Annotated in this window: 23 protein-coding genes; 12 read left to right on the top strand and 11 right to left on the bottom strand. The window is 39.8% G+C overall.

The window, feature by feature from the left end:
* Nucleotides 1-29: 29 nt before the first annotated feature.
* Both H5079_RS14990 and H5079_RS14985 read left to right on the top strand, forming a co-directional pair.
* Nucleotides 30-743: a DUF1499 domain-containing protein gene (locus H5079_RS14990; RefSeq protein WP_182684394.1), complete on the top strand. Its 714-nt coding sequence runs from the start codon at nucleotides 30-32 to the stop codon at nucleotides 741-743.
* 158 nt (nucleotides 744-901) lie between these two features.
* Nucleotides 902-1,948: an NAD(P)-dependent alcohol dehydrogenase gene (locus tag H5079_RS14985; protein WP_182684393.1), complete on the top strand. Its 1,047-nt coding sequence runs from the start codon at nucleotides 902-904 to the stop codon at nucleotides 1,946-1,948.
* A gap of 60 nt (nucleotides 1,949-2,008) precedes the next feature.
* Here H5079_RS14985 and H5079_RS14980 read toward each other — a convergent pair whose 3' ends face one another.
* Complete coding sequence (locus H5079_RS14980) at nucleotides 2,009-3,211, bottom strand: MFS transporter (protein ID WP_011328864.1); 1,203 nt, start codon at nucleotides 3,209-3,211, stop codon at nucleotides 2,009-2,011.
* A gap of 366 nt (nucleotides 3,212-3,577) precedes the next feature.
* On the opposite strand from H5079_RS14980, the gene H5079_RS14975 reads away from it, so the two are divergent.
* The gene (locus tag H5079_RS14975; RefSeq protein WP_182684392.1) at nucleotides 3,578-5,704 is read left to right on the top strand and encodes a TonB-dependent siderophore receptor; all 2,127 of its coding nucleotides are present in this window, start codon (nucleotides 3,578-3,580) and stop codon (nucleotides 5,702-5,704) included.
* A 147-nt stretch (nucleotides 5,705-5,851) separates the two neighbouring features.
* On the opposite strand, the gene H5079_RS14970 is transcribed toward H5079_RS14975, so the two are convergent.
* The gene (locus H5079_RS14970) at nucleotides 5,852-6,040 is read right to left on the bottom strand and encodes a DUF2986 domain-containing protein (RefSeq protein ID WP_011328862.1); all 189 of its coding nucleotides are present in this window, start codon (nucleotides 6,038-6,040) and stop codon (nucleotides 5,852-5,854) included.
* A gap of 175 nt (nucleotides 6,041-6,215) precedes the next feature.
* Here H5079_RS14970 and H5079_RS14965 point away from each other — a divergent pair, with 175 nt between their 5' ends.
* Complete coding sequence (locus H5079_RS14965) at nucleotides 6,216-7,709, top strand: dipeptidase (RefSeq protein ID WP_182684391.1); 1,494 nt, start codon at nucleotides 6,216-6,218, stop codon at nucleotides 7,707-7,709.
* Between the two features lie 62 nt (nucleotides 7,710-7,771).
* Here H5079_RS14965 and H5079_RS14960 read toward each other — a convergent pair whose 3' ends face one another.
* From H5079_RS14960 to H5079_RS14950, 3 genes are all read right to left on the bottom strand, one after another.
* Nucleotides 7,772-8,200, bottom strand: coding sequence for an OsmC family protein (locus tag H5079_RS14960; protein ID WP_089368627.1), 429 nt, complete (start codon nucleotides 8,198-8,200; stop codon nucleotides 7,772-7,774).
* Nucleotides 8,201-8,324: 124 nt separating this feature from the next.
* On the bottom strand, nucleotides 8,325-8,462 hold the full coding sequence (locus tag H5079_RS14955) for a DUF2256 domain-containing protein (RefSeq protein ID WP_182678345.1): 138 nt from the start codon (nucleotides 8,460-8,462) through the stop codon (nucleotides 8,325-8,327).
* Nucleotides 8,452-9,963: a cryptochrome/deoxyribodipyrimidine photo-lyase family protein gene (locus H5079_RS14950; protein ID WP_182684390.1), complete on the bottom strand. Its 1,512-nt coding sequence runs from the start codon at nucleotides 9,961-9,963 to the stop codon at nucleotides 8,452-8,454. Before H5079_RS14950 ends, H5079_RS14955 begins: the two co-directional genes overlap by 11 nt.
* A gap of 120 nt (nucleotides 9,964-10,083) precedes the next feature.
* On the opposite strand from H5079_RS14950, the gene H5079_RS14945 reads away from it, so the two are divergent.
* The 7 genes from H5079_RS14945 to H5079_RS14915 all read left to right on the top strand — a co-directional run bounded on the left by H5079_RS14945 (nucleotide 10,084) and on the right by H5079_RS14915 (nucleotide 16,014).
* A complete protein-coding gene (locus H5079_RS14945; RefSeq protein WP_182684389.1) occupies nucleotides 10,084-10,692 on the top strand; it encodes a flavin reductase family protein in 609 nt (202 codons plus the stop codon).
* Nucleotides 10,693-10,725: 33 nt separating this feature from the next.
* Nucleotides 10,726-12,378, top strand: coding sequence for a YHYH protein (locus tag H5079_RS14940; protein WP_182684388.1), 1,653 nt, complete (start codon nucleotides 10,726-10,728; stop codon nucleotides 12,376-12,378).
* Nucleotides 12,379-12,387: 9 nt separating this feature from the next.
* Nucleotides 12,388-12,918, top strand: a complete 531-nt coding sequence (locus H5079_RS14935; RefSeq protein ID WP_011328854.1) for a hypothetical protein — start codon at nucleotides 12,388-12,390, stop codon at nucleotides 12,916-12,918.
* Nucleotides 12,918-14,369: an ATP-binding protein gene (locus tag H5079_RS14930; protein ID WP_011328853.1), complete on the top strand. Its 1,452-nt coding sequence runs from the start codon at nucleotides 12,918-12,920 to the stop codon at nucleotides 14,367-14,369. The genes H5079_RS14935 and H5079_RS14930 overlap by 1 nt, the downstream gene beginning before the upstream one ends.
* Before the next feature lie 8 nt (nucleotides 14,370-14,377).
* Nucleotides 14,378-15,058, top strand: coding sequence for a response regulator (locus H5079_RS14925; RefSeq protein WP_089368620.1), 681 nt, complete (start codon nucleotides 14,378-14,380; stop codon nucleotides 15,056-15,058).
* Between the two features lie 209 nt (nucleotides 15,059-15,267).
* Nucleotides 15,268-15,546, top strand: a complete 279-nt coding sequence (locus H5079_RS14920) for an EF-hand domain-containing protein (protein WP_011328851.1) — start codon at nucleotides 15,268-15,270, stop codon at nucleotides 15,544-15,546.
* 12 nt (nucleotides 15,547-15,558) lie between these two features.
* Nucleotides 15,559-16,014: a hypothetical protein gene (locus H5079_RS14915; RefSeq protein ID WP_182684387.1), complete on the top strand. Its 456-nt coding sequence runs from the start codon at nucleotides 15,559-15,561 to the stop codon at nucleotides 16,012-16,014.
* A gap of 75 nt (nucleotides 16,015-16,089) precedes the next feature.
* Here the strand turns inward: H5079_RS14915 and yghU are convergent, their stop codons facing one another.
* The 3 genes from yghU to H5079_RS14900 all read right to left on the bottom strand — a co-directional run bounded on the left by yghU (nucleotide 16,090) and on the right by H5079_RS14900 (nucleotide 18,383).
* Complete coding sequence (gene yghU / locus H5079_RS14910; RefSeq protein ID WP_011328849.1) at nucleotides 16,090-16,929, bottom strand: glutathione-dependent disulfide-bond oxidoreductase; 840 nt, start codon at nucleotides 16,927-16,929, stop codon at nucleotides 16,090-16,092.
* Nucleotides 16,930-17,001: 72 nt separating this feature from the next.
* Nucleotides 17,002-17,586, bottom strand: coding sequence for a rhomboid family intramembrane serine protease (locus H5079_RS14905; protein ID WP_182684386.1), 585 nt, complete (start codon nucleotides 17,584-17,586; stop codon nucleotides 17,002-17,004).
* Between the two features lie 113 nt (nucleotides 17,587-17,699).
* Nucleotides 17,700-18,383, bottom strand: a complete 684-nt coding sequence (locus tag H5079_RS14900) for a type 1 glutamine amidotransferase domain-containing protein (protein ID WP_182684385.1) — start codon at nucleotides 18,381-18,383, stop codon at nucleotides 17,700-17,702.
* A gap of 143 nt (nucleotides 18,384-18,526) precedes the next feature.
* Between H5079_RS14900 and H5079_RS14895 the strand changes: the two genes are divergently transcribed.
* Entirely contained in the window at nucleotides 18,527-19,450 is a 924-nt protein-coding gene (locus H5079_RS14895) for a LysR family transcriptional regulator (RefSeq protein WP_011328846.1), read from the top strand.
* Between the two features lie 58 nt (nucleotides 19,451-19,508).
* Here the strand turns inward: H5079_RS14895 and H5079_RS14890 are convergent, their stop codons facing one another.
* From H5079_RS14890 to H5079_RS14880, 3 genes are read right to left on the bottom strand one after another with little or no spacing between them, the layout of a single operon-like run.
* The gene (locus H5079_RS14890; protein ID WP_182684384.1) at nucleotides 19,509-20,243 is read right to left on the bottom strand and encodes a dienelactone hydrolase family protein; all 735 of its coding nucleotides are present in this window, start codon (nucleotides 20,241-20,243) and stop codon (nucleotides 19,509-19,511) included.
* Between the two features lie 59 nt (nucleotides 20,244-20,302).
* Nucleotides 20,303-21,544 (bottom strand): glycerophosphodiester phosphodiesterase family protein, encoded by a 1,242-nt coding sequence (locus H5079_RS14885; protein WP_182684383.1) that lies wholly within the window; start codon nucleotides 21,542-21,544, stop codon nucleotides 20,303-20,305.
* Nucleotides 21,545-21,585: 41 nt separating this feature from the next.
* Nucleotides 21,586-22,440: a carboxylate/amino acid/amine transporter gene (locus tag H5079_RS14880; protein WP_011328843.1), complete on the bottom strand. Its 855-nt coding sequence runs from the start codon at nucleotides 22,438-22,440 to the stop codon at nucleotides 21,586-21,588.
* Nucleotides 22,441-22,521 lie beyond the last annotated feature (81 nt).

The raw sequence follows: 22,521 nt of genomic DNA, 5'->3' as shown, positions 1-22,521 counted from the left end.
ATAAAAAATTCATGTAATGGAGTAAATTAATGAAAGTTTTAGTAAGTTTGGTGAGTTTAATCGCCTTTTTAATGGTTGTATTGCCCGGGCCATTATATAAATTTGGCGTTGTTGAATTAGGCACTGCATTTGCTGGATTTAGGTTTGGTGTTTACGTGGGGGGAGCTGCGCTTGTATTACTTTTAGTGCAGATCATATTTATGCGTAAAACAGCCACTGTAAGTAGTACTATAGTGGCTGTTATATTTGCGGGTATTGCTATTTTTATGCCACTTAATATGATGGATAAAGCGAAAAGTGTGCCGCCAATTCATGATATTTCGACAGATGTAGTTAATCCACCAAAGTTTGTAGCTATTGCACCACTGCGTGCCGATGCGCCAAACCCAGTGGCTTATGCCGGGGCAGAAACGGCTGCGCAACAGCTTAAAGCTTACCCAGAACTGACTACCCTTAATTATGCTTACCCAAAAAATGAGCTAGTAGTGGCTACAGTGCAAGCGATTAAAAATTTGGGTTGGGAGTTAGTTAATAGCGATGCCAGCCAAGGGATTGTTGAAGCAACCGAGACCACCACCTGGTTTGGTTTTAAAGACGATATAGTGGTGCGTATTAAAGATGAAGGCTCTCAGCGTTTTGTTGATATTCGTAGTAAGTCGCGTATTGGTCGCAGTGATTTAGGTAAAAATGCAGAGCGTATTCATACATTTGTAGATGAATTAAACGCGGTACTGGCAAAATAATTAGGGCAAACCTAAATGTTAAGTTACTAACAATTAAGTTACTAACAATCAAATGGAACCCAAGCGTACGGCTTGGGTTTTTTATCATCAGTTAGTGTTCACAGCTAAGCAAGTATACTTATTTGGTATTTATATTTTTAACATACTATGGAGTTATTATGAAAACAGTAGGATATGCAGCAAAAAGCCAAGGTTCAGAACTCACCGAGTTTTCTTTTGAGCGCCGCGATTTACGAGATAACGATGTAGAAATTGAAATATTATACTGTGGAGTTTGTCATTCAGACTTGCACGCGGTACGTAATGATTGGGGTGGTAGTCGCTACCCGTTAGTACCCGGACACGAAATTGTTGGTAAGGTTATGTCGGTAGGTAGCGACGTTACAAAATATAAGCAAGGCGATACGGTTGCTGTTGGCTGTATGGTCGACTCATGTAAAAGTTGCGATCAGTGCGATAATAACGAAGAGCAGTTTTGCCGTGAAGGCATGGTAGGCACATATGCAGGAACAGATCGTGTTAACGGCGATATGACCCAAGGTGGGTATGCTAAACATGTTGTAGTGCGTGAAGAGTTCGTACTCTCAGTACCTAAAAACTTAGAGCTGTCGCGTGTTGCACCGCTGTTGTGTGCAGGCATTACTACCTACTCGCCATTACATAAGTGGGGCGTTAAAAAAGACAGTCGTGTTGCTGTAGTTGGTTTAGGTGGTCTTGGCCATATGGCGGTTAAAAACGCTGTCGCTATGGGCGCAAGCGTTACGGTAGTTGGCCGTAGTGAGTCTAAAAAAGACGATGCGGTTAAACTAGGTGCCCAGCATTATTTAGTGTCGTCAAACGATGATGCAATGAAAAGTGCGCAGTCAGCCTTCGACGTTATTATTGATACTGTACCGGTAAAGCATGACCTATCTATTTACACACCACTGCTAGATATTGATGGTACGCTGGTTATTGTTGGTCAGGTTGGCCCGGTTGATGAGCTAAGCACAGTGCCATTATTAATGGGGCGTCGCCGTATTGCAGGCTCACTTATTGGTGGTATTGCACAAACGCAGCAAATGCTTGATTTTTGTGGCGAGCATAATGTCTTACCCGAATGTGAAATGATCAATATTGATGAAATAAATACAGCTTATGAGCGAATGGAAAAGTCTGACGTTCGTTATCGTTTTGTTATTGATATGGCATCGTTAAGTGTTTAATTACACTTAGTAATTAAAAATAAAAAGAGCCGCAAATTAGCGGCTCTTTTTAGTTAACTATTAAGCCTCTTTTGCTACAAACGATTTATTGCTCATTTGTAAGTAGCTAAGTAACCACATAATAAACCCACCAACAAAAAGAGCAGCGGCAACATAGCCTGTTTGATTTGGCGCGGCACCTTGCGCAATTGCAATGCCTCCAACCCAAGGGCCAATTGCATTAGCAACATTAAAAGCACACTGTACTAACGCGCCTATCATGGCATGCCCATTGGGAGACACATCCATTAGTAAGGTTTGTACTAGCGTTGCTAAACCTAAACTGCAGCCAATAAAAAATATAACCCCATAAAGCAGCCAAATGTTATAGCTTGCGGTTACATAAGCAAAGGCAAATACAATAGTGCAAACCAGTACTAAGCCAGTTGTTTTAATTGCAGATTTATCTGCCGCTTTACCTAATACATAATTACCTAATGTTGAGCCAATACCAAACATCACCATAGCAATCGAAATGGTGTAGGGCGCTGTTTCGGTTACTTCTAAAATAGTATCGGCAACATAGGTATAAATACAAAATACCCCACCAAAACCAATAATTACAATCCCCAAAATAGACCAAACCAGCTTGTTTTTTAATACTCCAAACTCATTAAGTAAATTAGATGGTTTAGTGTTTTCAATATTTGGCACAACTTTATATACAAAAATAAAAGCAATAAAAGCTAAAACACCTGCACCGGCTAAGCAGTAACGCCAGCTTAAGTTTTGCCCTACTAAAGTTACCACAGGTACGCCAACAATGGTGGCAATGGTCAAACCCATAAAAACTTTCGACATAAAGCTTGCACGCTTACCTGCAGGGGCAATTTCAGAGGCTAATAAAATAGCTGCACCAAAATAAGCACCATGGGGCAAGCCACTTAAAAAGCGAAACAATACCAATTGCTCAAGTGACGTTGCAAAAGCGCTTAAGCTATTAGAAATACACATTAAGCTTAAAAATATAAGCAACGCTTTGCGTTTTCTCATGTTTGCAGTAGTTAACATTAAAATGGGCGCACCAACAACAACACCTAAAGCATAAGCGCTTATAGCGTAGCCACTTTGCGAAGGCGTTGAGCCAAAAGTTTCACTGATCAGTGGCAGCATAGGCATCATCGAAAATTCAGATAACCCTAAAATAAAAGTACCGAGCGCAAGCACGATTAATATAGCTGTTCGGTTAAGTTGATTAGATGGCGGCGCTACATTAGCGGTCATAAAAATCCTTTGAGATTAATGTTTAATTCATAAAAACTAGGGCAACAAGCAAACTGTAAAGTGTTGTTGCTGCGAAAAAAGCAAAAGAAGTGTTGTTGTAAATGCTGGGAATAAATAGGCGGCCATTTTAAGCCAAATAACATAGGGCGTCATCTATTAGCTGGCCGTTAAAGGTAAATTAATTACTTTAATAAAATCTTAATGTCGTGTGGTTAATTTAGAGAGGCAAATAACCTAATATAAAAAGATAAGCTTGGCTAAAAATACTGATTATAGTTAATAAAGTGCGACATTATGTCGCGCATGCAAGTAAGGTGAATCCAGTATAATTACGTCATTAATAATAGCAGTCCAAAGAATAAAATAATGGCGCATAAAATAATATACCGTACACCTTACTTACTCTCACCTTTAGTGTTTTTAACAAGTGGGCTTTTATCACCTTTAGTATTTGCCGACGATACATCTTTAGAAGTGATTGAAGTACATGGGGATGCTCAAAATAAACATTTAGCACTTGGCTCTACAGAGTCGCTATTAAGTGATTTAGGTGTCGATTTTTCAGCTGCTGGTGGCGTATCTAATTTACCTATTTTAAATGGTTTAATGGGCGACAGAGTAAAAGTATTAGTTGATGGCGCAGAAATAACGGCGGCATGCGCTAATCAAATGAATCCGCCGTTGTCTTACATTTCGGCGAACCAAGTTACGTCTTATCATGTGGTTGCCGGTGTATCACCGGTAAGTGCAGGTGGCGATAATATAGCAGGTGTAATAAGTGTTAACTCTATTGCACCGCAATACACTCAAAATAGCGATTTAGCATGGCATTCTGGTTATGTATCGGCAAAGTACAGCACTGCTGACAATGGTCGTAATTTTGGAGTAGGTGCACGTTTAGCAAGTAATACACTTAGCGTTAATTATCAGGGCTCGTTTAGTGATGCAAACAGCTATGAAGACGGGAACGGCGATGTAGTGCTTGATACGTTGTATCGCGCCCAAAATCACAGTTTAACCGCAGCTATACGCGACGATAAACAGCAGGTTGTAGTTAAGCTTAGTCATCAAAAAATTCCGTATCAAGGCTTTGCTAATCAGTATATGGATATGACAGATAACACCAGTTACGGGGTTACAGCGCAATACAAACGAGCATTTGCGAGCAGCGAGTTTGCAGGACAAGTAAATTGGCATAGCGTAAAACACGATATGGGATTTTTTAGCGCAGAAAAAATCGGCATGATGCCAATGAAAACCGACGCAGAAGATATAAGCAGCCAGTTAAAATGGCGTATAAATTTAGATAACGATAGCAGCATATTGCTAGCTCAAGAATATTACCATTATAGTATTGATGATTGGTGGCCAAGTATTACAGGCTCGGCCATGATGGGGCCAAACGACTATAAAAATATTAATAATGGAAAGCGTGAACGCATTGCACTTGTTGCAGAATATGAAAGCCAAAATAGTAAAAAACTATGGTTAAACACGGGTGTGCGTATTGAAAATATAAATACCCAAGTAAGTGAAGTACAGGCATATAACACAGGTATGCACATGGGCGGTATGCATATAGGGCCAAGTGACGCTATAGCAGCAAATACGTTTAATGCAGGGAGTAGAAATAAAACCGATACTGTAGTTGATGCAAACGTATTAATTAATTACCAAATAACTAACGTTGATGAACTGCAACTTGGTATTGCTCGTAAAAATCGCGCGCCAAACTTATACGAGCGATACAGTTGGGGGGTTAGCAATATGGCAACCACCATGATTGGCTGGTACGGCGATGGTAATGGTTATATTGGCACCCCAGATCTTGGCGTTGAAACCGCACATACAATGAGTGCTACTTATACTAAATTGGCAAAAGACGACAGCTGGCGTGTAAGTACTAATATTTGGTATACCGATGTGAATGATTATATTGATGCTGACATAGTAAGAAACTTTAATAGTTCAGGTATTGACGGTAATAGTCGCAATATTTTGCAGTTTACTAATGTAGACGCCATTTTATATGGCGCTAAAGTAGATTTAAGTGCCAGTATTTATCAATCTGAACAGTTAGGTCAGTGGCAGTTAAAAGCAAATATAACTAACACCCGTGGCAAACGCGACGGTAACTCTAGCACTCAGCCGCTTTATCAAATTAAACCATTGCAAACCCAGCTTGGTATTAGCCAGCAAGTTGGTAATGTTGAAAACTCACTTTTATGGCAATGGGTCGATACTAAAACGAGAGTAGATAACAACCGCTTTGAAAACCAAACCGATAGCTATCATTTAGTTAATTTAAGTTCTAAAACAGTGTGGGATGCATTTACGCTAAGTGTTGAGGTAACAAATTTATTTGATCAGTATTACCAACTACCATTAGGTGGGGTTAGCATTGCGGGGTTTAAACAAGATAACGCAACCGGCTTTACACAATTAGCAGGACAAGGAAGATCATTAAATTTAGCATTAAGCTACGCGTTTTAAGGTTGAAACAGTAAATAGAAGGGCTATATAAATTTACTATGGCTTTTAAATTAATAGTTACCACTGTGGTAGTAGGTTATTGAGCGATACGCTACTTTTACCACAATAGATCCGTAAAAACTTAAAGCAATAAGCGCCTAAAAGCGCTTATTGTTGCTCAGCTTCAGGTTCAGCGGTTTGCTCAGTTGTTTGTTCTACTTTTTCGTCAGTAAGTTTTTCAAGTTTTTCGCGCTCAGCTTTTGATACATAACCTGGTTTTTTGCTTTTATGTAATTTGGCATTGGTGCGCTTATCTTTCTTTTGAAATTTAGTAACGATTTTTTTGCGACGGTTCATATTTAATACTCATAATTTTAAGGCGCGCATTATATAGCACCAAGTATAAAAGCAACTATATAAATATTTAACTAATTGCACTGGTTGTTATGTGACTTTACCGCAAAGCGCTGTTTGTGTGAGATGCACAAGGTTATAATTATGTTTCTTAGTGATTAATTAAATGGGAATTGTTTTGAAAAAGTTAGCGTTAGCCAGTGTTGCATTATTTGCGTTTAGTGCCCAAGCACAGTTAAATAAAAATATTGATAGTGTTGCCAATTATGCCGTAAATACCTACCAAAGCGCCCAGGTACATACACTAACCAATTTAGTATCATTTCCTACTGTGAATAAAAGCGATATTAGCGCACCACAAAATCCCGACTTTATTGGTTTTAAAGCCTTACTCAAAATGAAAGCGGCCGAGCTGGGTTTAGATTATCAGGATTTAGGCTACACAGTATTAATTGGACTTGGGGAACAAAGCGATAAAGTAACCGTAGTAACACACGGCGACGTGCAACCAGCTAATGCGAGTAAGTGGCAGCAAAGCCCATTTATTATTGATACAACATCAGAGCCTGGGCGCTTAATTGGCCGCGGTACCGAAGACGATAAAGGCGCAATAGCGACAGCGCTTTACGCCATGAAAGCCATTAAAGATAAAGGCATAACGCTTAATAACCGTATTGAGTTAATGATTTACCTTGCTGAGGAGTCTGATTGGGGCCCGCTTACTGAGTTTATGAAAACCTATGAGCAGCCAAAGTACGCAGTAACAATTGATGCGTCATACCCGGTAGTGGTGGCTGAAAAAGGGTGGAGTTTAATTGCGCCAACGTTCAATGCTACCTCGGCAAAAACAGGCGTTTATGTTAGTGATGTTGCAGGTGGTGCATTTGTAAGCCAAATACCAGAAGACGCCAGCCTAGTACTGCATAATGCCGATGCTAAGTTACTTACTCAATTAAAAGCCAAAGCCAGTACGCTTAAGCAAGTAGAGTTTAACTTTGCTCAGCAAAGCGATACTGCTGTCGCAATTAGTGTAAAAGGCGTATCGGCGCATTCATCAGAGCCAGAGTCGGGTGTTAACGCAATTGCTTATTTAGCCGAAATATTTAAAGGTCTAGTGCTTGAAAATAATAGCGATGGGCAGTTAATTAACTTTGTAAATCAGCTAATTGGTTTAGATATTCATGGCAAACAGTTTGGCGATATTGCCTATAAACATGATTTTATGGGGCCAATGACAGTGGCACCTACTGTGATTGAACGAGAGGGAAATGCCCTAACGCTTAGTGTAAATGCGCGCCGTCCTATGGGCAAAGAAGAGTTGGTGTTAAAGCAGCAAATAGACAGTGCCCTAGCAAAATGGCAAGCCACTAACAATGTAACACTAAATGATGTTAAAACTATTATTGGTACGCCTATGCTACTTGATGGCGCGCCGCATGCGCAAAAATTACTTGATATTTTTAAGCACTTTACGGGTGATCAACAAGCCGGCTTTGTCTCTATTGGCGGCGGTACTAACGCTAAGTTATTTGATAATGCGGTATCGTTTGGCCCATCAATGCCAGGTAAGCGTTACACCGGACACTCTGAGCATGAGTTTATTACCCTTGAGCAGCTAAAGCTTAACTTGCGCATGTACACCGCGATGATGATAGAGCTAGGTAATATGTAACTAAACGCATGTAATATAGCGCCGCAAATAAATGCGGCGTTTTAATAATGTATTTACAATAGTTAGTTCAGCTCAGCCTTGAGTGATATTTCAGCATTCATTAGTTTAGAAATAGGGCAGCCTTTTTTGGTTTGATCGCATAAAGCTTGAAACTGCTCGTTTGCAATATCAGCAATTTTAGCATTAACTTCAAGCGCAATGTGGGTAACAGCAAAACCATCGTCTACTTCATCTAAGCTAACTACCGCTTTGGTATCAATGTTGTCGGCGGTAAACCCTGCTTCACCTAATGCTAGCGATAATGCCATACTAAAGCATGCACTGTGCGCCGCAGCTACTAATTCTTCAGGGTTTGAGCCGGGTTTATCTTCAAAGCGGGTATTAAATCCGTAGGGTTGATTATTAAGCGCGCCACTTTGCGTAGAAATACTCCCTTTACCTGTTTTAATATCACCAGACCATTTTGAGTTTGCAGATTTTTTAATTGTCATCATCTTCTCCTTATTGCATTGGCGGTAAGCTTTTCATACTAGGTGAGTGTTATTTGCAAAAATAATCACAAAATAGCTAAAAAGCGTTGTATTTATAAGGTTAGTGCAAGATGAGCGCCAGCTATTATTGCTTATTGCACTTACAGCGCTTTGAGCAGTAAATAACATTGTCCCAGTCGCGTTGCCATTTTTTACGCCACGTAAAATGTTTATTGCAAATGGGGCATGTTTTTTGAGGTAAGCTTTGCTTTTTATGAGCCATCGTTAGTGGTTTTATTTTTTACTTGGCTTGTTTTTGCTGTAATTGCTACGTGCCTTCTAAGAATACTTCCTATGGCGCGTTTAACATCTGCTCGCTCGCGGTATTGCCATAAACGTTCGCGCGCTGCTTTTGAGGCTGCTGTTAAATCAAGCATGGGCTCGGGGTAATCTTCCCCTAGCTTAAAATCGTTAAATAGCGCTTCCATAGGAGTTTGTTGCCAAGGCTGGTGTAAATATTCAATAGGGAGTTTTTCAAGTTCGGGGCACCACTTTTTAATAAACGCGCCTGTTGGGTCTTGATCTTCCGACTGCTTTATTGGGTTGTAATGCCTAATGGTATTAATGCCAGTTACTGAGGCTTGCATTTGAATTTGCAGGTAGTGAATTCCTGGTTCAAAATCTAAAAAGTAATTAGCAAGAGGAAAGCTTGCTTGCTGCCAGCTTATATTTAAATGATGTGTTACAAAGCTTACAAGCATGGCGCGCATTCTAAAGTTTATATAACCTGTGGCTTTTAAACAGCGCATGCAAGCGTCAATAATTGGAATACCTGTTTGACCTTGCGCCCAGCGTTCAATATCGCTTTTTACATGTTCGTCATCACGATACGGAAATACGTGATAACCCGGATTAAGTGCTAAAAACTCCATAGAGCATTCGCTTTCAAACTTTTGCATAAAGTGGCAGTGCCAATGCAAGCGCGATACAAACGCAGCAAGTGGGCGCTTCCAGCCTTTTTTATCAGGATGTTTTGAATGATATTTGTCAAAGGCCATTTGGTACACTTGCCTAAGGCTAATGTTCCCCCAGGCTAAATACGGCGAGAGCCGAGAGCAATGTACTTGGCTCAAACTTGGGCTTGATATTCCTTTTTGATAACCTTTACCGCGCTCGGCAAAAAAGCTCTGTAATACAGTGCGTGCTTGCAGCGGGCCGCCTTGTTGAAAACTGTCGTGATTTTGGGTGTAAGCGCTTGGCAGCTCAGGTGCTTGGTAATTATTGAGGGTAATTGTTTTTATACTTTTCCAATTAGGAACCGCGATAGGTGCTTGCATTGTTTGCTGCCAGCGCTCGTTCCAATTATTACGATTTTTTTTGCCGCGAATTACTGCGCCTGTTTGCGACTCCTGCCAATTAATGCGGTTATGTTGGCACCACACTTTAATGGCTTTATCGCGCTCAAAGGTATTGTTTAAACCTATTTCTTGATGGCTAAAAATATTAACTATTTCAAACTGCGTCTTTAACGATTCAAGTAAGTCACCCATGTTTAAATTAAATATATAAACGCAGGCATTAAAGCGTGTTAGTTGATTATTTAACTCAACTATTGATTGATATACAAAGCGCCAATGCCGCTCATTGTAGTGTGCATCTTCAAGCATTAATGGCTCAAAGTTATAAAGTAGTAGGGTAGGTAAGCCGTTACTAAATGCATTTTTTAATGGTTGATGATCGCTAAGACGTAAATCGCGTTTAAACCACACTATGTTTATTTTCATATAATTTGTTTATTGCTTTAAATGGAGATAAAAATTAGTTTGTTATTTAGCTAAGTCAGCCAAGCCTATACGTAACTACTTTGAATTAAGATTTAGTTTTAATGTATTAAAGGGAAAAGTATGTTTTTAGATCTAACCGAAAACACCAGTCAAAATGTTTACTCCTACTTAGTAGGCGCAATAAGCCCTAGACCAATTGCATGGATAAGCACATTAAATAGTGAAGGTATTGCGAATATTGCGCCTTATTCATTTTTTACTGTGGCTAGCTGCAAACCACCTGTTTTAAGCGTTACGCAAGTAAACCCAAGTGATAAAACGGATAAAGATACGCTCAGTAATTTAATGGCAACTAAAGAATGTGTGGTTAATATAGTTAGCCAAGAGCTAGTTGAAAAAATGAATCAAAGTTGTGCAAATTATCCTAGTGATATAAGTGAATTTGATGCAGCTAACATCGCCCAAGCTCCAAGTCTGTTAGTTAACGCGCCAAGTGTTGCCGGTTCAAAAGTACGGTTTGAATGTAAGTTACGCGAGGTTATTAGCATTTCCAATGAGCCTGGCGTCGGAAAAATGATGTTATTGGATGTAGTGGGTATTTGTATAAACGATAGCGTGATGAGTAATGGCTATATTGATCCCAAATTATTAAATGCAGTGGGCAAAATGGGCGGCGATTACTTTAGTACAACCAAAGATAAATTTGTGCTCAAAAGGCCACAATTGTAATTTTAATGTAGATTCTTCCTTAGTTTGTGCACATTGTTTGCACTTTTACTTGTTAACTTTGTTTTATTAAACGTTAATGTAAAGGTTCAAACATTGAAAACGCACTCTAAAACAAAAACCTCGAATGTAGCTAAGTTATTCGCATTAAGTGCACTTTGCATCGCTTTAAGCGCATGTAATAGCGATTCAACAAGTGCAACTATTGAAGGCGAAATAGTCAGTAATGCAGCTCCAACAGTTAATGCGGGTATTGATCAAATAGTTAATGCGGGTGATACCGTTTATTTAAACGCTACGGTTGAAGATGATGGTGAAGTATCGGTTAGCTGGTCGCAAACATCGGGCACAACCGTTAGTTTATCTTTAAGTACTGCAACGTCAACAGAGTTTGTAGCACCTGAGGTATTAACCGACGAAGCACTGATATTTGAACTCAGTGCAGATGATGGCACTAATGATGTTGTTATAGATAGTGTAACAATTACTGTGCGTGCATCATCAGATTATACTAGCAATACCAGTGCAAAGCTTGCTAGTTGGCTAATTAACAAGGATACAACTTCTACTTATATACAAAATAATGGTGCAGTGGTTGAAGATGTGCAATCAGTTGAAGTTGTTAGCGTTGCACAAGATGATGCTGACGTTGAATACATGTACGTGCAAACCACAGATATTCCAAAATATGACGTAACGCTTACACAAGAGCAAGTAGACGCGCTAAATAACCGCCCACGTGCAGCCACCGATTTTTATAACGGTGTAACCTCAGCAGCAGTAGGGCAAACAATCTCTTTTGGTGAAGACATAGGTTATAACAGCAGCACTGAAAATTGTAATGATACAGGCGGTGCAGGCTATTGGCCTCCAGGACCTGGTTGTCCGACTGAACAAGCTGTAGAAGCGTACTTTCCAATAACACCCACCGATTTACCTGACACCGAAACCTGTGAAACTGGCCTAGGTACAGTTGGTTTAATGGTTAATGGCACCAGCATATTTAATTGGGGCGATGGTATGAGCTACGGTAATAATGTTTGGTATACGTTAGCGCCAATTGCCGAACAATACGATGTGGATGTATGTGGCGGACACGCTGCTAATGGAGAATATCATCATCATTTTTACACGAGCTGCTTAGCTGATTTACTTGAAGATGATGGCGATGCGCATTCACCAATTTATGGTTTTGCAGCTGATGGCTACCCACTTTATGGCCCTTATGAAAGTAACGGGCAACTTGCATTAAGCGGTTGGGAAATGCGCGATTATGGTGCATCAACAAGCGAGGGCGGTTGTGGTACGCAAGGTGAGCGAAGCTGTACTTTAGTCAATCAATACGATATTAGCCAAGGTACACAAATAAGCGATACAGGCCCAGCTATTGGCGCAGAAGTAACAACACTTTCAGGTAATACATTAAATGCCGACGACGGTTATTATTTTGAAGATTATTACTACGCCCAAAAAACAGTAGCAGGTGCACAACTTGATGAGCATAACGGCCACGATACCAACGATGGTAAAGGTTATCACTACCACATAACACTTTCGTTAGACAGCGATGGTAAATTACAGCCTTCGTTCCCTTATCAAATAGGGCCACGTTTTAAAGGTCAATTAGCTGATAATTCAATTGGTCGCTGTGATACGGGCGAAACAATGGGTCCACCACCAAGAAGGTAAGGAGTAACTATGCGTTATTTTAAATACGCATTGATCCTAACTACTGCTGTGCTATTGAGCTTTAAGCTCTTTGCGCAGCAGGAAATGATGGATCATAGCCATATGCCTATTGCAGTACCAAACGCTGCACCCACACCGGCACTGAGCCTTAAGTTATTAAAAGATAGTATGTCGGGTTATAACTTAATTCTAGATACACAGCGTTATGATTTATCAGTGCCTCCTGAGGGCGCCATGAACATGCAACAAATGATGAGCGCGACAACAAACGAAAATACCGGTTTTTTACAAGGCCACGCTCATTTATATATTAATGGCGTTAAAATACAGCGAATTTACGGACATGCATTGCATTTACCTGCTAACTTATTTAAAAGTGGTATAAATACCGTATCGGTTACTTTAAATAATCATGGTCACATGTATTGGACCGCTCAGGGCAAAAAAATAGTTGCTACGTTGTATGTTAATGATCAAACCAAAGAGTTTATAACATACCGATTTGAAAGCTTTCCTAGCAAGGTTAAAAATACGCATTAATGAAAATTCATAATAAACTTTTTTTAATACTATTTAGTTTTACCTTTAGTGTTATTGCAGGGATGGTAATACTTATACAGTGGAGTATAGGGCAAGGCGTTATTGATTTTGTTAATGCAAAAGAGATAAAAGCATTAGAACCACTTACGCTACAACTTGCAAAGCAGTATCAAAAAACGCCCTCGTGGGAGTTAGTTATTGGCGGCGACAAAAACTTTAGAATGCTTATAGAATCGCAACTAGAAAACAGCCAGTTTTTATCTAAGTTACCAAAAAGCCCTGATCCAAGAGGGCGAATGATGCGCCGGCCACCACCATCCGAGCATATTGTTTTAGGCGCGCGCCGACCACCTCCTGAAAATATTGCTCATTATGCTTTGCTTGACGAAAATAAACAGCGAATAGTGGGCAGGTATTTAAGTAATTTAAACTATATGACTACAGCCATTACAGTGAATAATAAAGCGGTTGGTTATTTAGCTGTATCCAAAAGAGATAGCTTAGTTGATGGCTACGAACTTGATTTTTTACAGCAGCAAACAAACTACTTATGGTTTATTGCTTTAGCGGCGGTACTGCTTACATTACTGGTTACCTTTTTATTATCTCGGCATTTAGTTAGCCCAGTAAAACAAATAGCTAACGGTATGCACCGCTTAACGCAAGGCAATTACGAGACTAAGCTGACCCTAGATCGAAAAGACGAACTAGGGCAGTTAAGCGAGGATTTTAATACGCTTGCATTTACGCTCGCCAAAGACGAGCAAGTACGTAAACGCTGGCTTGCCAATATTTCTCATGAGCTTAGAACGCCAATGAGCATTTTGCTTGGTGAGCTTGAAGCTATGCTACTTGGCATACGCGAGCCAAATGCAAAAAATATAAACTCGGCCAACGACGAAGCCCTGCATTTAAAGCGCTTAATAGACGATTTGCATATGCTCAATAGCGCAGAGTTAGGGGGCATGCATTACACTATGCAAGCTACTGATATGGCATTGTTATTAAATACTATTGAGCAAAAATATCAGGTTATACTTGAGCAACATAATATAAAGCTCTACCTGTTAAATGCTGCAAAAAATATAACCGTTCAAGCAGATAAAACACGCCTTTTACAGTTATTCGATAATATTTTAATGAACGCAGTGCATTACGCACAATGCTCTACTATTTCATTAACGGCGAGTAATATAAGTATTAAAGGGCAAATGTATTTACAGCTTATTATTGAAGATAATGGCGTGGGGGTTGAGCCGTCGCATTTATCGCACTTATTTGAGTATTTATACCGAGTAGATAGTTCGCGAAATCGCCAAGAGGGCGGTTCGGGTTTGGGGTTATCTATTTGTCAGCACATAGTTAAAGGTCATAAAGGCGAGATTAAAGCTGAAAAATCTAGTTTAGGCGGTCTTGCTATCATTATTAAATTACCCTTATTTAAAGCTTAGAGGACACTATGCAAGAGCAAATACTGATTGTAGAAGATGAGGTTAAGCTGGCTAACTTAATAAGCGATTTTTTAACAAGCCATCATTACATAACGCATCAAATACATCATGGTAATGAAGTACTACCTTGGCTTGAAATTAACAAGCCTAGTGTGATTTTGCTCGACATAATGCTACCTGGTCAAAGCGGAATTGAATTGTGTAAAGCAATTAGGCAGTTCTCTAATGTGCCTATCATTATGGTGTCGGCAAAGGTAGAGGAGATTGACCGATTACTTGGGCTTGAATTAGGAGCCGATGATTATATTTGTAAGCCTTTTAGTTATGCGGAGCTGGTGGCGCGTGTTAAAGCTATTTTAAGGCGCTTGAATAACGTTGAGCCAAAAACCAATGTTATGCAACTTGATGAAAGCACCTACAGTGTAAAATACAAAGCAGCAAGTATTGAGCTTACCAATGTTGAGTTTCAGTTATTTAAGCCCTTGTTTAACAACCCTAACCGTATTTATTCGCGCGATAGCTTAATGGATACTATGTACGCCGATCAACGTATTGTGAGCCAGCGTACTATTGATAGTCATATAAAAAAATTGCGTAAAAAGCTGGACGAATTAACCAAAACCGACAGCGTTATTCAATCGGTTTATGGTGTTGGTTATCGCTTTGTAAATCCACAGCAGTGTAATTAACAACAAAATGTTTGATTAATTAGCATAATACGATGCGTTAACGTAAGTAATTAATAACCACTTTAGCTTTTTACTCGCATTAGCATTTTGCTATCATTTTAAATTTATGCATTAGCGATATACATTATTTTGACTTCCTCATTATTTGCACATTATTTGCATTTTTACAGCGTAATCTTTTGTTATTAATTAAACAAAAGGTTACGAGCATGAAACACTTATCATCACTTACAATTATTACACTATTGTCGGTTGCTTTTTCAGTAAATGTTGCAGCAAGAGGCAGCGATAGCAAACCACCTAAACCTGATTTTTCAAGCATGGATACCAATGGCGATGGCGTAATTAGCTATGCAGAGTTTAGCGCTAAAAAACCACCACACGGCGAAGACGCACAAACAATTTTTGACGAAATAGATTCAGATGGTAATGGCGAAATTAGTGAGCAAGAAGTAAATGATCATAAACCACCTCGTCGTAAGCGTTGAAAGGATACTGTAATGATTAATAATATTAGCAGTAATTCTGCAAGCCTGGTGCTGCAACAAAGTAGCCAAACCGCAAAGTTAACAACAGCACAAAGTGACTTTGTAAAACAAACACTCGTTGAATTCGATGCCGAAAATTTAACGGCAGAAAACGCGCTAAGTATTCAAGCTGCACTTAAAGAGCAAGGTATAGCGCCAACAAAAGAGTTGGCTGAGCTAATGGACGAGTTGGAGTTTGACGCTAAAAGCATAGGTGATGATGCTCGACCTGAAGGTCAGCGCCCGCCACCACCGCCTAAAAATTCAATTGAGCAAGTAAATACTAAAGATGTAGTTAGTTATTTAGATGAGTTGTTAGCGCAGTATTCAAGCCAGTTAAATGACGAAGATAAAAGTTCTATTTTATCGGCGGTTCAAGAAAAGTTTGCTTTATCACAAGGTGATTCGATACTGAGTGTTAAAGCGTAATTATAAATAAGGCAACACCTAAACTAAAAAATCAGCTATTACAGCTGATTTTTTAGTTTACCAATAACAGCAAGGTTAAAAGTCACTACTACTGTGGCGCTCTGCTAGTTGCTCTTCTTCAGGTCCCCATGTGCGGTTAACGCGACGACCACGTTTTACGCCAGGGCGCTTTGAAACCTGTTTAGCCCAACGTACAACATGAGTGTATGAGGCAACATCTAAAAATTCAGCTGCATCATAAATGTCGCCAAGCACTAAAGAGCCATACCAAGGCCAAATTGCGATATCGGCAATTGAGTACTCATCTCCTGCCATGTATTCGTTTGCACTTAAATGGCGGTTTAGCACGTCAAGCTGGCGCTTGGTTTCCATGGTGAAACGATCAATAGGATATTGCATTTTAGTGGGTGCATAACTATAAAAGTGGCCAAAGCCACCACCTAAGTACGGCGCTGAGCCCATTTGCCAAAATAGCCAGTTACGACATTCAGTTTTAGCTTTTAAATCTTTAGGTATAAGCACATCAAACTTTTCTGCTAGGTATTGCAGTATAGAGCCCGATTCAAAAATACGCGTTGGCGGCGTGGTTGAATGATCCATTAACGCTGGAATTTTTGAATTTGGATTAATATCAACAAAGTCAGAACCAAACTGATCACCATCACCTATGCTGATTAAATATGCGTCGTATTCTGCATCGGTTAAGCCCAGCTCTAACAGCTCTTCAAACATAATAGCGGCTTTTTGACCATTTGGTGTAGCAAGCGAATAAAGCTGAAATGCGTGCTCGCCAATAGGTAAGGTTTTGTCATGAGTTGCGCCGGCAATGGGGCGATTAATGCTGGCAAATTTACCGCCACTCTCACTGTCCCATGTCCAAACTTTGGGTGGGGTGTATTGATTTTGATCACTCATAAAAATAACCTCTGTTTAAATGAAATACATATAAAAAATATATGTATTAATAAATGTGGCCATTAAAATAAATTAAAGGCGAGTTTTTTGACTTTTAAGTTTGTCGGATTTTGCTAATTTATAGCCTAAAAACAATCCGCTCAATGCTCCAAATAAGTGGCTTTCAAACGAAATATGCAAGTGCTGTGGTAGTACACCCCAAACAAATCCGCTGTAAAGTAGGGCAACGACAACAGCAATAACAATGGATTTAAATGAACGTCTAATTACGCCATAGCAAAGTATAAAACCCCACAACCCATATATAACGCCACTTAAACCAACATGAATATTACTACGACCAAGTGCCCATACTAAAAAACCACCTACTAATGCGGTAAAAATAAATACGTTATAAAAACGCTTAACGCTGTATTGGCAAATCAACCAACTTAAAACCATAAAAGGCAGCATGTTACTGGCAAAGTGCCACCAACTGCCATGTAAAAATGGCGCGCTCAGTATGCCAATTAAGCCATTAATGCTGCGCGGATAAATGCCAAAACCATTAAGATTAATGCCAGGTAAGCTATTAATTAGCTGTAAAACAAAGCAAATTGTAACAATACTAAAAATAGCGAAGCGTTTGCTTGTTAGTAATGACCGTGTGGTTGCCATATAATCGTCCTAGTTGAGCTTAATAGTTGCCAGTATAGGAATTGTATTTGCTAATGCAAAGCAATTAAAAAAGCACAGCATTAAATGCTGTGCTTTTTACTTATAAATCGTTATTAACCTAGTTTGGTTAGTAGCTTTTTAGCAGCAAGTTCTGAGCTTGCTGGGTTTTGACCGGTAATTACTAGGCCATCTTCGAGTACAAGTACACCCCAGTCATCCGTTTTTTGATAGTCGCCGCCTTTTTTAATCAGTTCGTCTTCTACTAAAAACGGCACTATGTCGGTAAGTTGTACTGCCGCTTCTTCACTGTTAGTAAAACCAGTTACTTTTTTACCAGCAACAAGTGCATTACCATCGGCATCTTTAGTATTCAAAAATACGGCACTGGCATGACAAACAGCCGCTACTGGCTTTTGCTCTTTAATAAAGCTTTCAATAAGTGCAATAGAGTCGGTGTTTTCTACTAAGTCCCATAGTGGGCCGTGGCCGCCTGGGTAAAATACCGCGTCAAAATCTGTCGAATTTACATCACTAAGCACTTTGGTATTGGCCATTAATGCTTGTGCGGCGCTGTCTGCGTCGTAGCGTTTAGTTGCATCAGTTTGAAAATCAGCAAGAGTACTTGTAGGGTCTATCGGGGGCTGGCCGCCATTTGGCGATGCAAGAGTGACTTCAACGGCTGCATCTCTAAATGCGTAATAAGGGGCTGCGAATTCTTCTACCCAAAAACCTGTTTTTTCACCTGTGTTGCCCAATTCTGCATGTGAGGTTAAAACCATAAGTATTTTTTTAGCCATTAGAATATTCCTTTTGATGATTTAAATTAGTTAACTTTGCTACCAACTACTATATGCACTAATAATGCTTTAAACAACGATGATAAATTTAACTTTATTGGTTCAATAATTGATACAATAATGCAGTGGATTTAGGAGATGTTATGAAAGTGTCGTTTGAGCAGTTAAAAAGTATGGTGGTGTTTGCACAAATTGTAGAGCAGGGTAGTTTAACCGCTGCGGCTAAGCATTTAGGTTTAACGCGTGCGGTGGCAAGTTACCATTTAAAAAAATTAGAAACCCAACTTGAAATTACCCTACTAAATCGCTCAACACGCACTATGGCATTAACAGAGGCGGGAGTGGCGTATTACGAGCGCTGCAGAATAATTACTGAGCAAGCCAATGCGGCAAATCAACAAATAGAAAATATAAAAAGTGAGCCTCAGGGGCTGCTCAAAATTAGTTGTCCGGTAAATGTAGGGATGCAATTAATAGTGCCTGCTATTAATAGCTTTAAACGCCAATACCCCAAAATTAACATAGACCTACAACTTAGCGATGATGTAGTTGATATTATAAAGCATGGTTTTGATTTTGCCATTCGTGGGGTGGCGCTAAGCGACTCTAATTTACAAGCAACGAAACTCACAACAATGAGTACCTGTATTTGTGGCTCGCCAGATTACTTTGCTCATTTTGGCAAACCTAAAAACCCTGTTGAGTTAGCTCAGCATCAATGGGTGGTGTATCAATTGGGCAGTAAAACGTTAACCCTTTCAAAAGAAGGTAAAAAACACGACATTACAATGCAAGGCGGTTTAAGTACCAATAACGCTGCTGCCCGTACTGCTTTTGTTGAAGCCGGGCATGGCATAGGCCGTATTCCACTGTACGATGCGTGGCCTAAAGTGCAAGCAGGGTTGCTAGAAATTATATTAGACGATTACAAAAGCAAAGATATTGAGCTTTATGGGGTGTTTCCGCCAGGCGCAGCAGGCTCTAAAAAATTGCGGCTATTTATAGATTATTTAAAAGCCTACTTTGTAAAACAACATACTGCTTTAGGCATGCTAAAAAATATTTAACATGAACGCTGGTTAAAAGATTTATTATCCAGCGTTTGGATTAATTTAAACATCTAATTTATAAAGTGCGGTTAAATAATGCCACAGCTTGTTGATACATACTTATTGCAAGCGCTGCATCGTATCGCTCACCTTCGTCGCGCATAAAGGCATGTTGTGCGTTTACTTCTTGCCATTGGTAATTTATACCCGTATTAACGCATTGCTGATAAATTTTAGTGCGGCCTTCTTGCGGCACATGTGGATCTTGTTTACCCCATACAAAGTGAATTTCGCCTTGTACATCAGCCATACGTTCAAATGAGTTATTACCTGGTTTTGCCGGTAATGTATTACTGTGAATATCGGTTGCGTATAAACAAAATGCAGCTTTAATTTCAGGGTTTAATGCGGCTCTATATGCTAAATGCCCACCAATACATACACCCATTACACCAAGCGTACCTGTGCAATAGTTTTGTTGTTTTACAAAGTCGATCATGGCTTGGGTGTCGCTATCGTGATGCTCTAAAGGTTTAGCCCATTTGTCGGCATTACCTTTGTCTTTACCTGCGTCGTCGTAAGCGAGCACAGTGCCAATAGGATTTAACTCATGAAATACTTCAGGTACTAATACTACAAAGCCATGGCTTGCTAAAATAGCGGCGCTGCGGGCAATAGGGGCGGTTTGCTGAAAAATTTCAGAGTAAAAAATAAGTGCAGGAAACAACCCTTGCGCCTGAGGGCGGTATATAGTGGTTCGCATCAACCCTGTAGGGGTAGGCAAGTCGGCGTTATGTTGTTCGATGATCATAATTGCGCTCAGTTATATAAATTTATATGGTAACTGAGCGCGATAAAATATACGACTAGTTAAAGACTAGCAGGCATTTTATTGCAACTTGCGTAGTAGCTTACGGTTGCTGGCCAGTCGGAAAATATAGCCATTACGCCAACATCTTGCGCAAGTACATCAACTACTTTTATCATATCGCCATCGTTATTTATTACATCAGCAATTGATTGATAATAATAGCCACCACCTTGGTTAAGTGGACCTGATCGCTCAAGGCTCCATGCAATAAGCTCTAAGCCTGCAGCTTTAGCGGCAATTGCGTATTGTGATGGCACAATATTGCTTTCTTTATCTATTTTTAACATCATCCAAATAGGTGGGGCTAAAATTTTCACCCCATTAGTAACCAGTTCATCCATGCTAGGTTGCCATGTTTGTGGATTACTTGGATCGAACCCAGCATCGCTATCGCGCCCGTCAAGATAGACACTTTGATCAGCAAAATCAGGATTGTTGTTTATCCAATATTTTACGTCATCAAGATTAAATGATTGCGGGTATACTCGCGATGCCGGTATACCCATTTGCATGTATTCATCTAACATTTTTTGCGCGTATTGCTCTTGTGTCATGCCTTTAAAAGGCATGCTAACTTCTGGTGATTTAAGCTCAGGAGTCATTTTTACCCCGAGTGCTTTAAATAACGCAATACTTTGTTTATGCGTCATTAATGTACCATTAGTTGCGTATAAGTCGGTGCGCCAATTGGGAGTGCCCTGCATATACTGCTTAGCAGTAGTTGCTTGCATGTTTGCACCATCCATTTTGCCTTTAAGCGTTAAAAACTCGCTCAAGCTAATGTCGCTAGTACAGCACTTTGCAGAGGCGGTTACTGCATTTTTAGCGTCGGCGGGGATAAATGGTTCGCTGCATTTAGCCGCTAATTTAGGAATGGCTAAAATATTGGTTGTGGTGTGTAAATCGCATTGTGAATGGCGACATACAAGCTCATTATCGTTTGTAAATGTAACATCGCACTCTACAACACCTGCGCCCATTCTTGCAGCAGCAGTGTAGGCTTCTTTGGTATGCTCAGGGTACTGCATAGACGCACCGCGATGCCCAATTGAAAAGTCGGTGCGATAAAAAGGGCCTTCACTACACGATTCTAATTGTGCCTTTAAATCACCAGCGTCCATATCGTTAATTAAATAATAAGGACGCGTACCCAGTTGAGCATTTTGTTTGTTAATTAGTGTATTGCTACAGCCAGTAATTATAAAAATAAAACAGGCGACTAAAATTATTTTATCGAGCATTTAAAACAACTTTAAATTATTAAGATAATGTAAGTGTAGCGCTATTTTATGGCACTTTTATTAAAGTATTGATTCACCAATAATGCAGCTAAAATAATTCCAGCACCAATAGCTAGCCTGAATAAATCGGCATCTCTGTTCCAAATAAGCACATTAACAATAATACCAGCAGGGATCAGTAAGTTATTCATTACCGCCAGCGCCCCCACATTTACTAAGGTAGCCCCTTTGTTCCAAACAAAATAACCAAACCCAGACGCTACGATTCCTAAATAAATAAGCACGCTCCATTGAGTTGTGGTTGTCGGTAGTTTATCGGTATTGCCAAACAGCAGGTAGCACACTAAAGCAACGCACAAAGCGCCGATAAAAAACCAACCGAACACCGATTTGTGCTCAAGGGTACTGTTACTCATTAAGCGTTTATAGGCCACTTGGCCAATGGCAAAGCACAGGTTAGCCGCTTGGACTAATAATAAGCCAAGCAAAAAGTCGCTACTTATGCCTTCATACCTAATGGCTACCGCGCCACCAATGGCAATAATAGCAACAATAAAAAAGCGAGGGTTAAAGTGTTTTTCTAAAGCATCGTTTAGTAGGGTGATATAAAGCGGGGTCATTACTGTAAATAGTAGTACTTCAGGCACGCTTAAATATAAAAAGGAGTGATAGTAAAAGCTGTACATAGCGCCAAGTTGTACTGCGCCAATAAGCATTAATTTTAACGCCAATGGTTTAGGAGTCTGTTTAACCTTTAAAAACGGTAAAAAGATTAATGCAGCCAGTGCAATGCGGATTAGCACACTAAACCATGCATCAACTTGGCCTGCTAAATACACACCAATTAAGCTAAACGAGAACGCCCATAATAGGGTGACGGCAAACAAGTAAGCCATGGTTTTTATAACTCCAAATAAAACAACGAGTTTAACCTAGATAATAAAAAAGGGTAATAGTCCACTTGATAAAACAAGTGG

Origin of the sequence: Pseudoalteromonas sp. SG44-5, assembly GCF_014164175.1 — a bacterium.
Classification (GTDB): domain Bacteria; phylum Pseudomonadota; class Gammaproteobacteria; order Enterobacterales; family Alteromonadaceae; genus Pseudoalteromonas; species Pseudoalteromonas nigrifaciens.
This window is presented reverse-complemented; position numbering and strand designations above follow the sequence as displayed.

What these genes read in the sequence shown, in the direction of transcription:
- H5079_RS14990 (WP_182684394.1), top strand. Translation starts at nt 30, where the DNA reads ATGAAAGTTTTAGTAAGTTTGGTGAGTTTAATCGCCTTTTTAATGGTT.
- H5079_RS14985 (WP_182684393.1), top strand. Translation starts at nt 902, where the DNA reads ATGAAAACAGTAGGATATGCAGCAAAAAGCCAAGGTTCAGAACTCACC.
- H5079_RS14980 (WP_011328864.1), bottom strand. Translation starts at nt 3,211, where the DNA reads ATGACCGCTAATGTAGCGCCGCCATCTAATCAACTTAACCGAACAGCT.
- H5079_RS14975 (WP_182684392.1), top strand. Translation starts at nt 3,578, where the DNA reads ATGGCGCATAAAATAATATACCGTACACCTTACTTACTCTCACCTTTA.
- H5079_RS14970 (WP_011328862.1), bottom strand. Translation starts at nt 6,040, where the DNA reads ATGAACCGTCGCAAAAAAATCGTTACTAAATTTCAAAAGAAAGATAAG.
- H5079_RS14960 (WP_089368627.1), bottom strand. Translation starts at nt 8,200, where the DNA reads ATGACAATTAAAAAATCTGCAAACTCAAAATGGTCTGGTGATATTAAA.
- H5079_RS14955 (WP_182678345.1), bottom strand. Translation starts at nt 8,462, where the DNA reads ATGGCTCATAAAAAGCAAAGCTTACCTCAAAAAACATGCCCCATTTGC.
- H5079_RS14950 (WP_182684390.1), bottom strand. Translation starts at nt 9,963, where the DNA reads ATGAAAATAAACATAGTGTGGTTTAAACGCGATTTACGTCTTAGCGAT.
- H5079_RS14945 (WP_182684389.1), top strand. Translation starts at nt 10,084, where the DNA reads ATGTTTTTAGATCTAACCGAAAACACCAGTCAAAATGTTTACTCCTAC.
- H5079_RS14935 (WP_011328854.1), top strand. Translation starts at nt 12,388, where the DNA reads ATGCGTTATTTTAAATACGCATTGATCCTAACTACTGCTGTGCTATTG.
- H5079_RS14930 (WP_011328853.1), top strand. Translation starts at nt 12,918, where the DNA reads ATGAAAATTCATAATAAACTTTTTTTAATACTATTTAGTTTTACCTTT.
- H5079_RS14925 (WP_089368620.1), top strand. Translation starts at nt 14,378, where the DNA reads ATGCAAGAGCAAATACTGATTGTAGAAGATGAGGTTAAGCTGGCTAAC.
- H5079_RS14920 (WP_011328851.1), top strand. Translation starts at nt 15,268, where the DNA reads ATGAAACACTTATCATCACTTACAATTATTACACTATTGTCGGTTGCT.
- H5079_RS14915 (WP_182684387.1), top strand. Translation starts at nt 15,559, where the DNA reads ATGATTAATAATATTAGCAGTAATTCTGCAAGCCTGGTGCTGCAACAA.
- yghU (WP_011328849.1), bottom strand. Translation starts at nt 16,929, where the DNA reads ATGAGTGATCAAAATCAATACACCCCACCCAAAGTTTGGACATGGGAC.
- H5079_RS14905 (WP_182684386.1), bottom strand. Translation starts at nt 17,586, where the DNA reads ATGGCAACCACACGGTCATTACTAACAAGCAAACGCTTCGCTATTTTT.
- H5079_RS14900 (WP_182684385.1), bottom strand. Translation starts at nt 18,383, where the DNA reads ATGGCTAAAAAAATACTTATGGTTTTAACCTCACATGCAGAATTGGGC.
- H5079_RS14895 (WP_011328846.1), top strand. Translation starts at nt 18,527, where the DNA reads ATGAAAGTGTCGTTTGAGCAGTTAAAAAGTATGGTGGTGTTTGCACAA.
- H5079_RS14890 (WP_182684384.1), bottom strand. Translation starts at nt 20,243, where the DNA reads ATGATCATCGAACAACATAACGCCGACTTGCCTACCCCTACAGGGTTG.
- H5079_RS14885 (WP_182684383.1), bottom strand. Translation starts at nt 21,544, where the DNA reads ATGCTCGATAAAATAATTTTAGTCGCCTGTTTTATTTTTATAATTACT.
- H5079_RS14880 (WP_011328843.1), bottom strand. Translation starts at nt 22,440, where the DNA reads ATGGCTTACTTGTTTGCCGTCACCCTATTATGGGCGTTCTCGTTTAGC.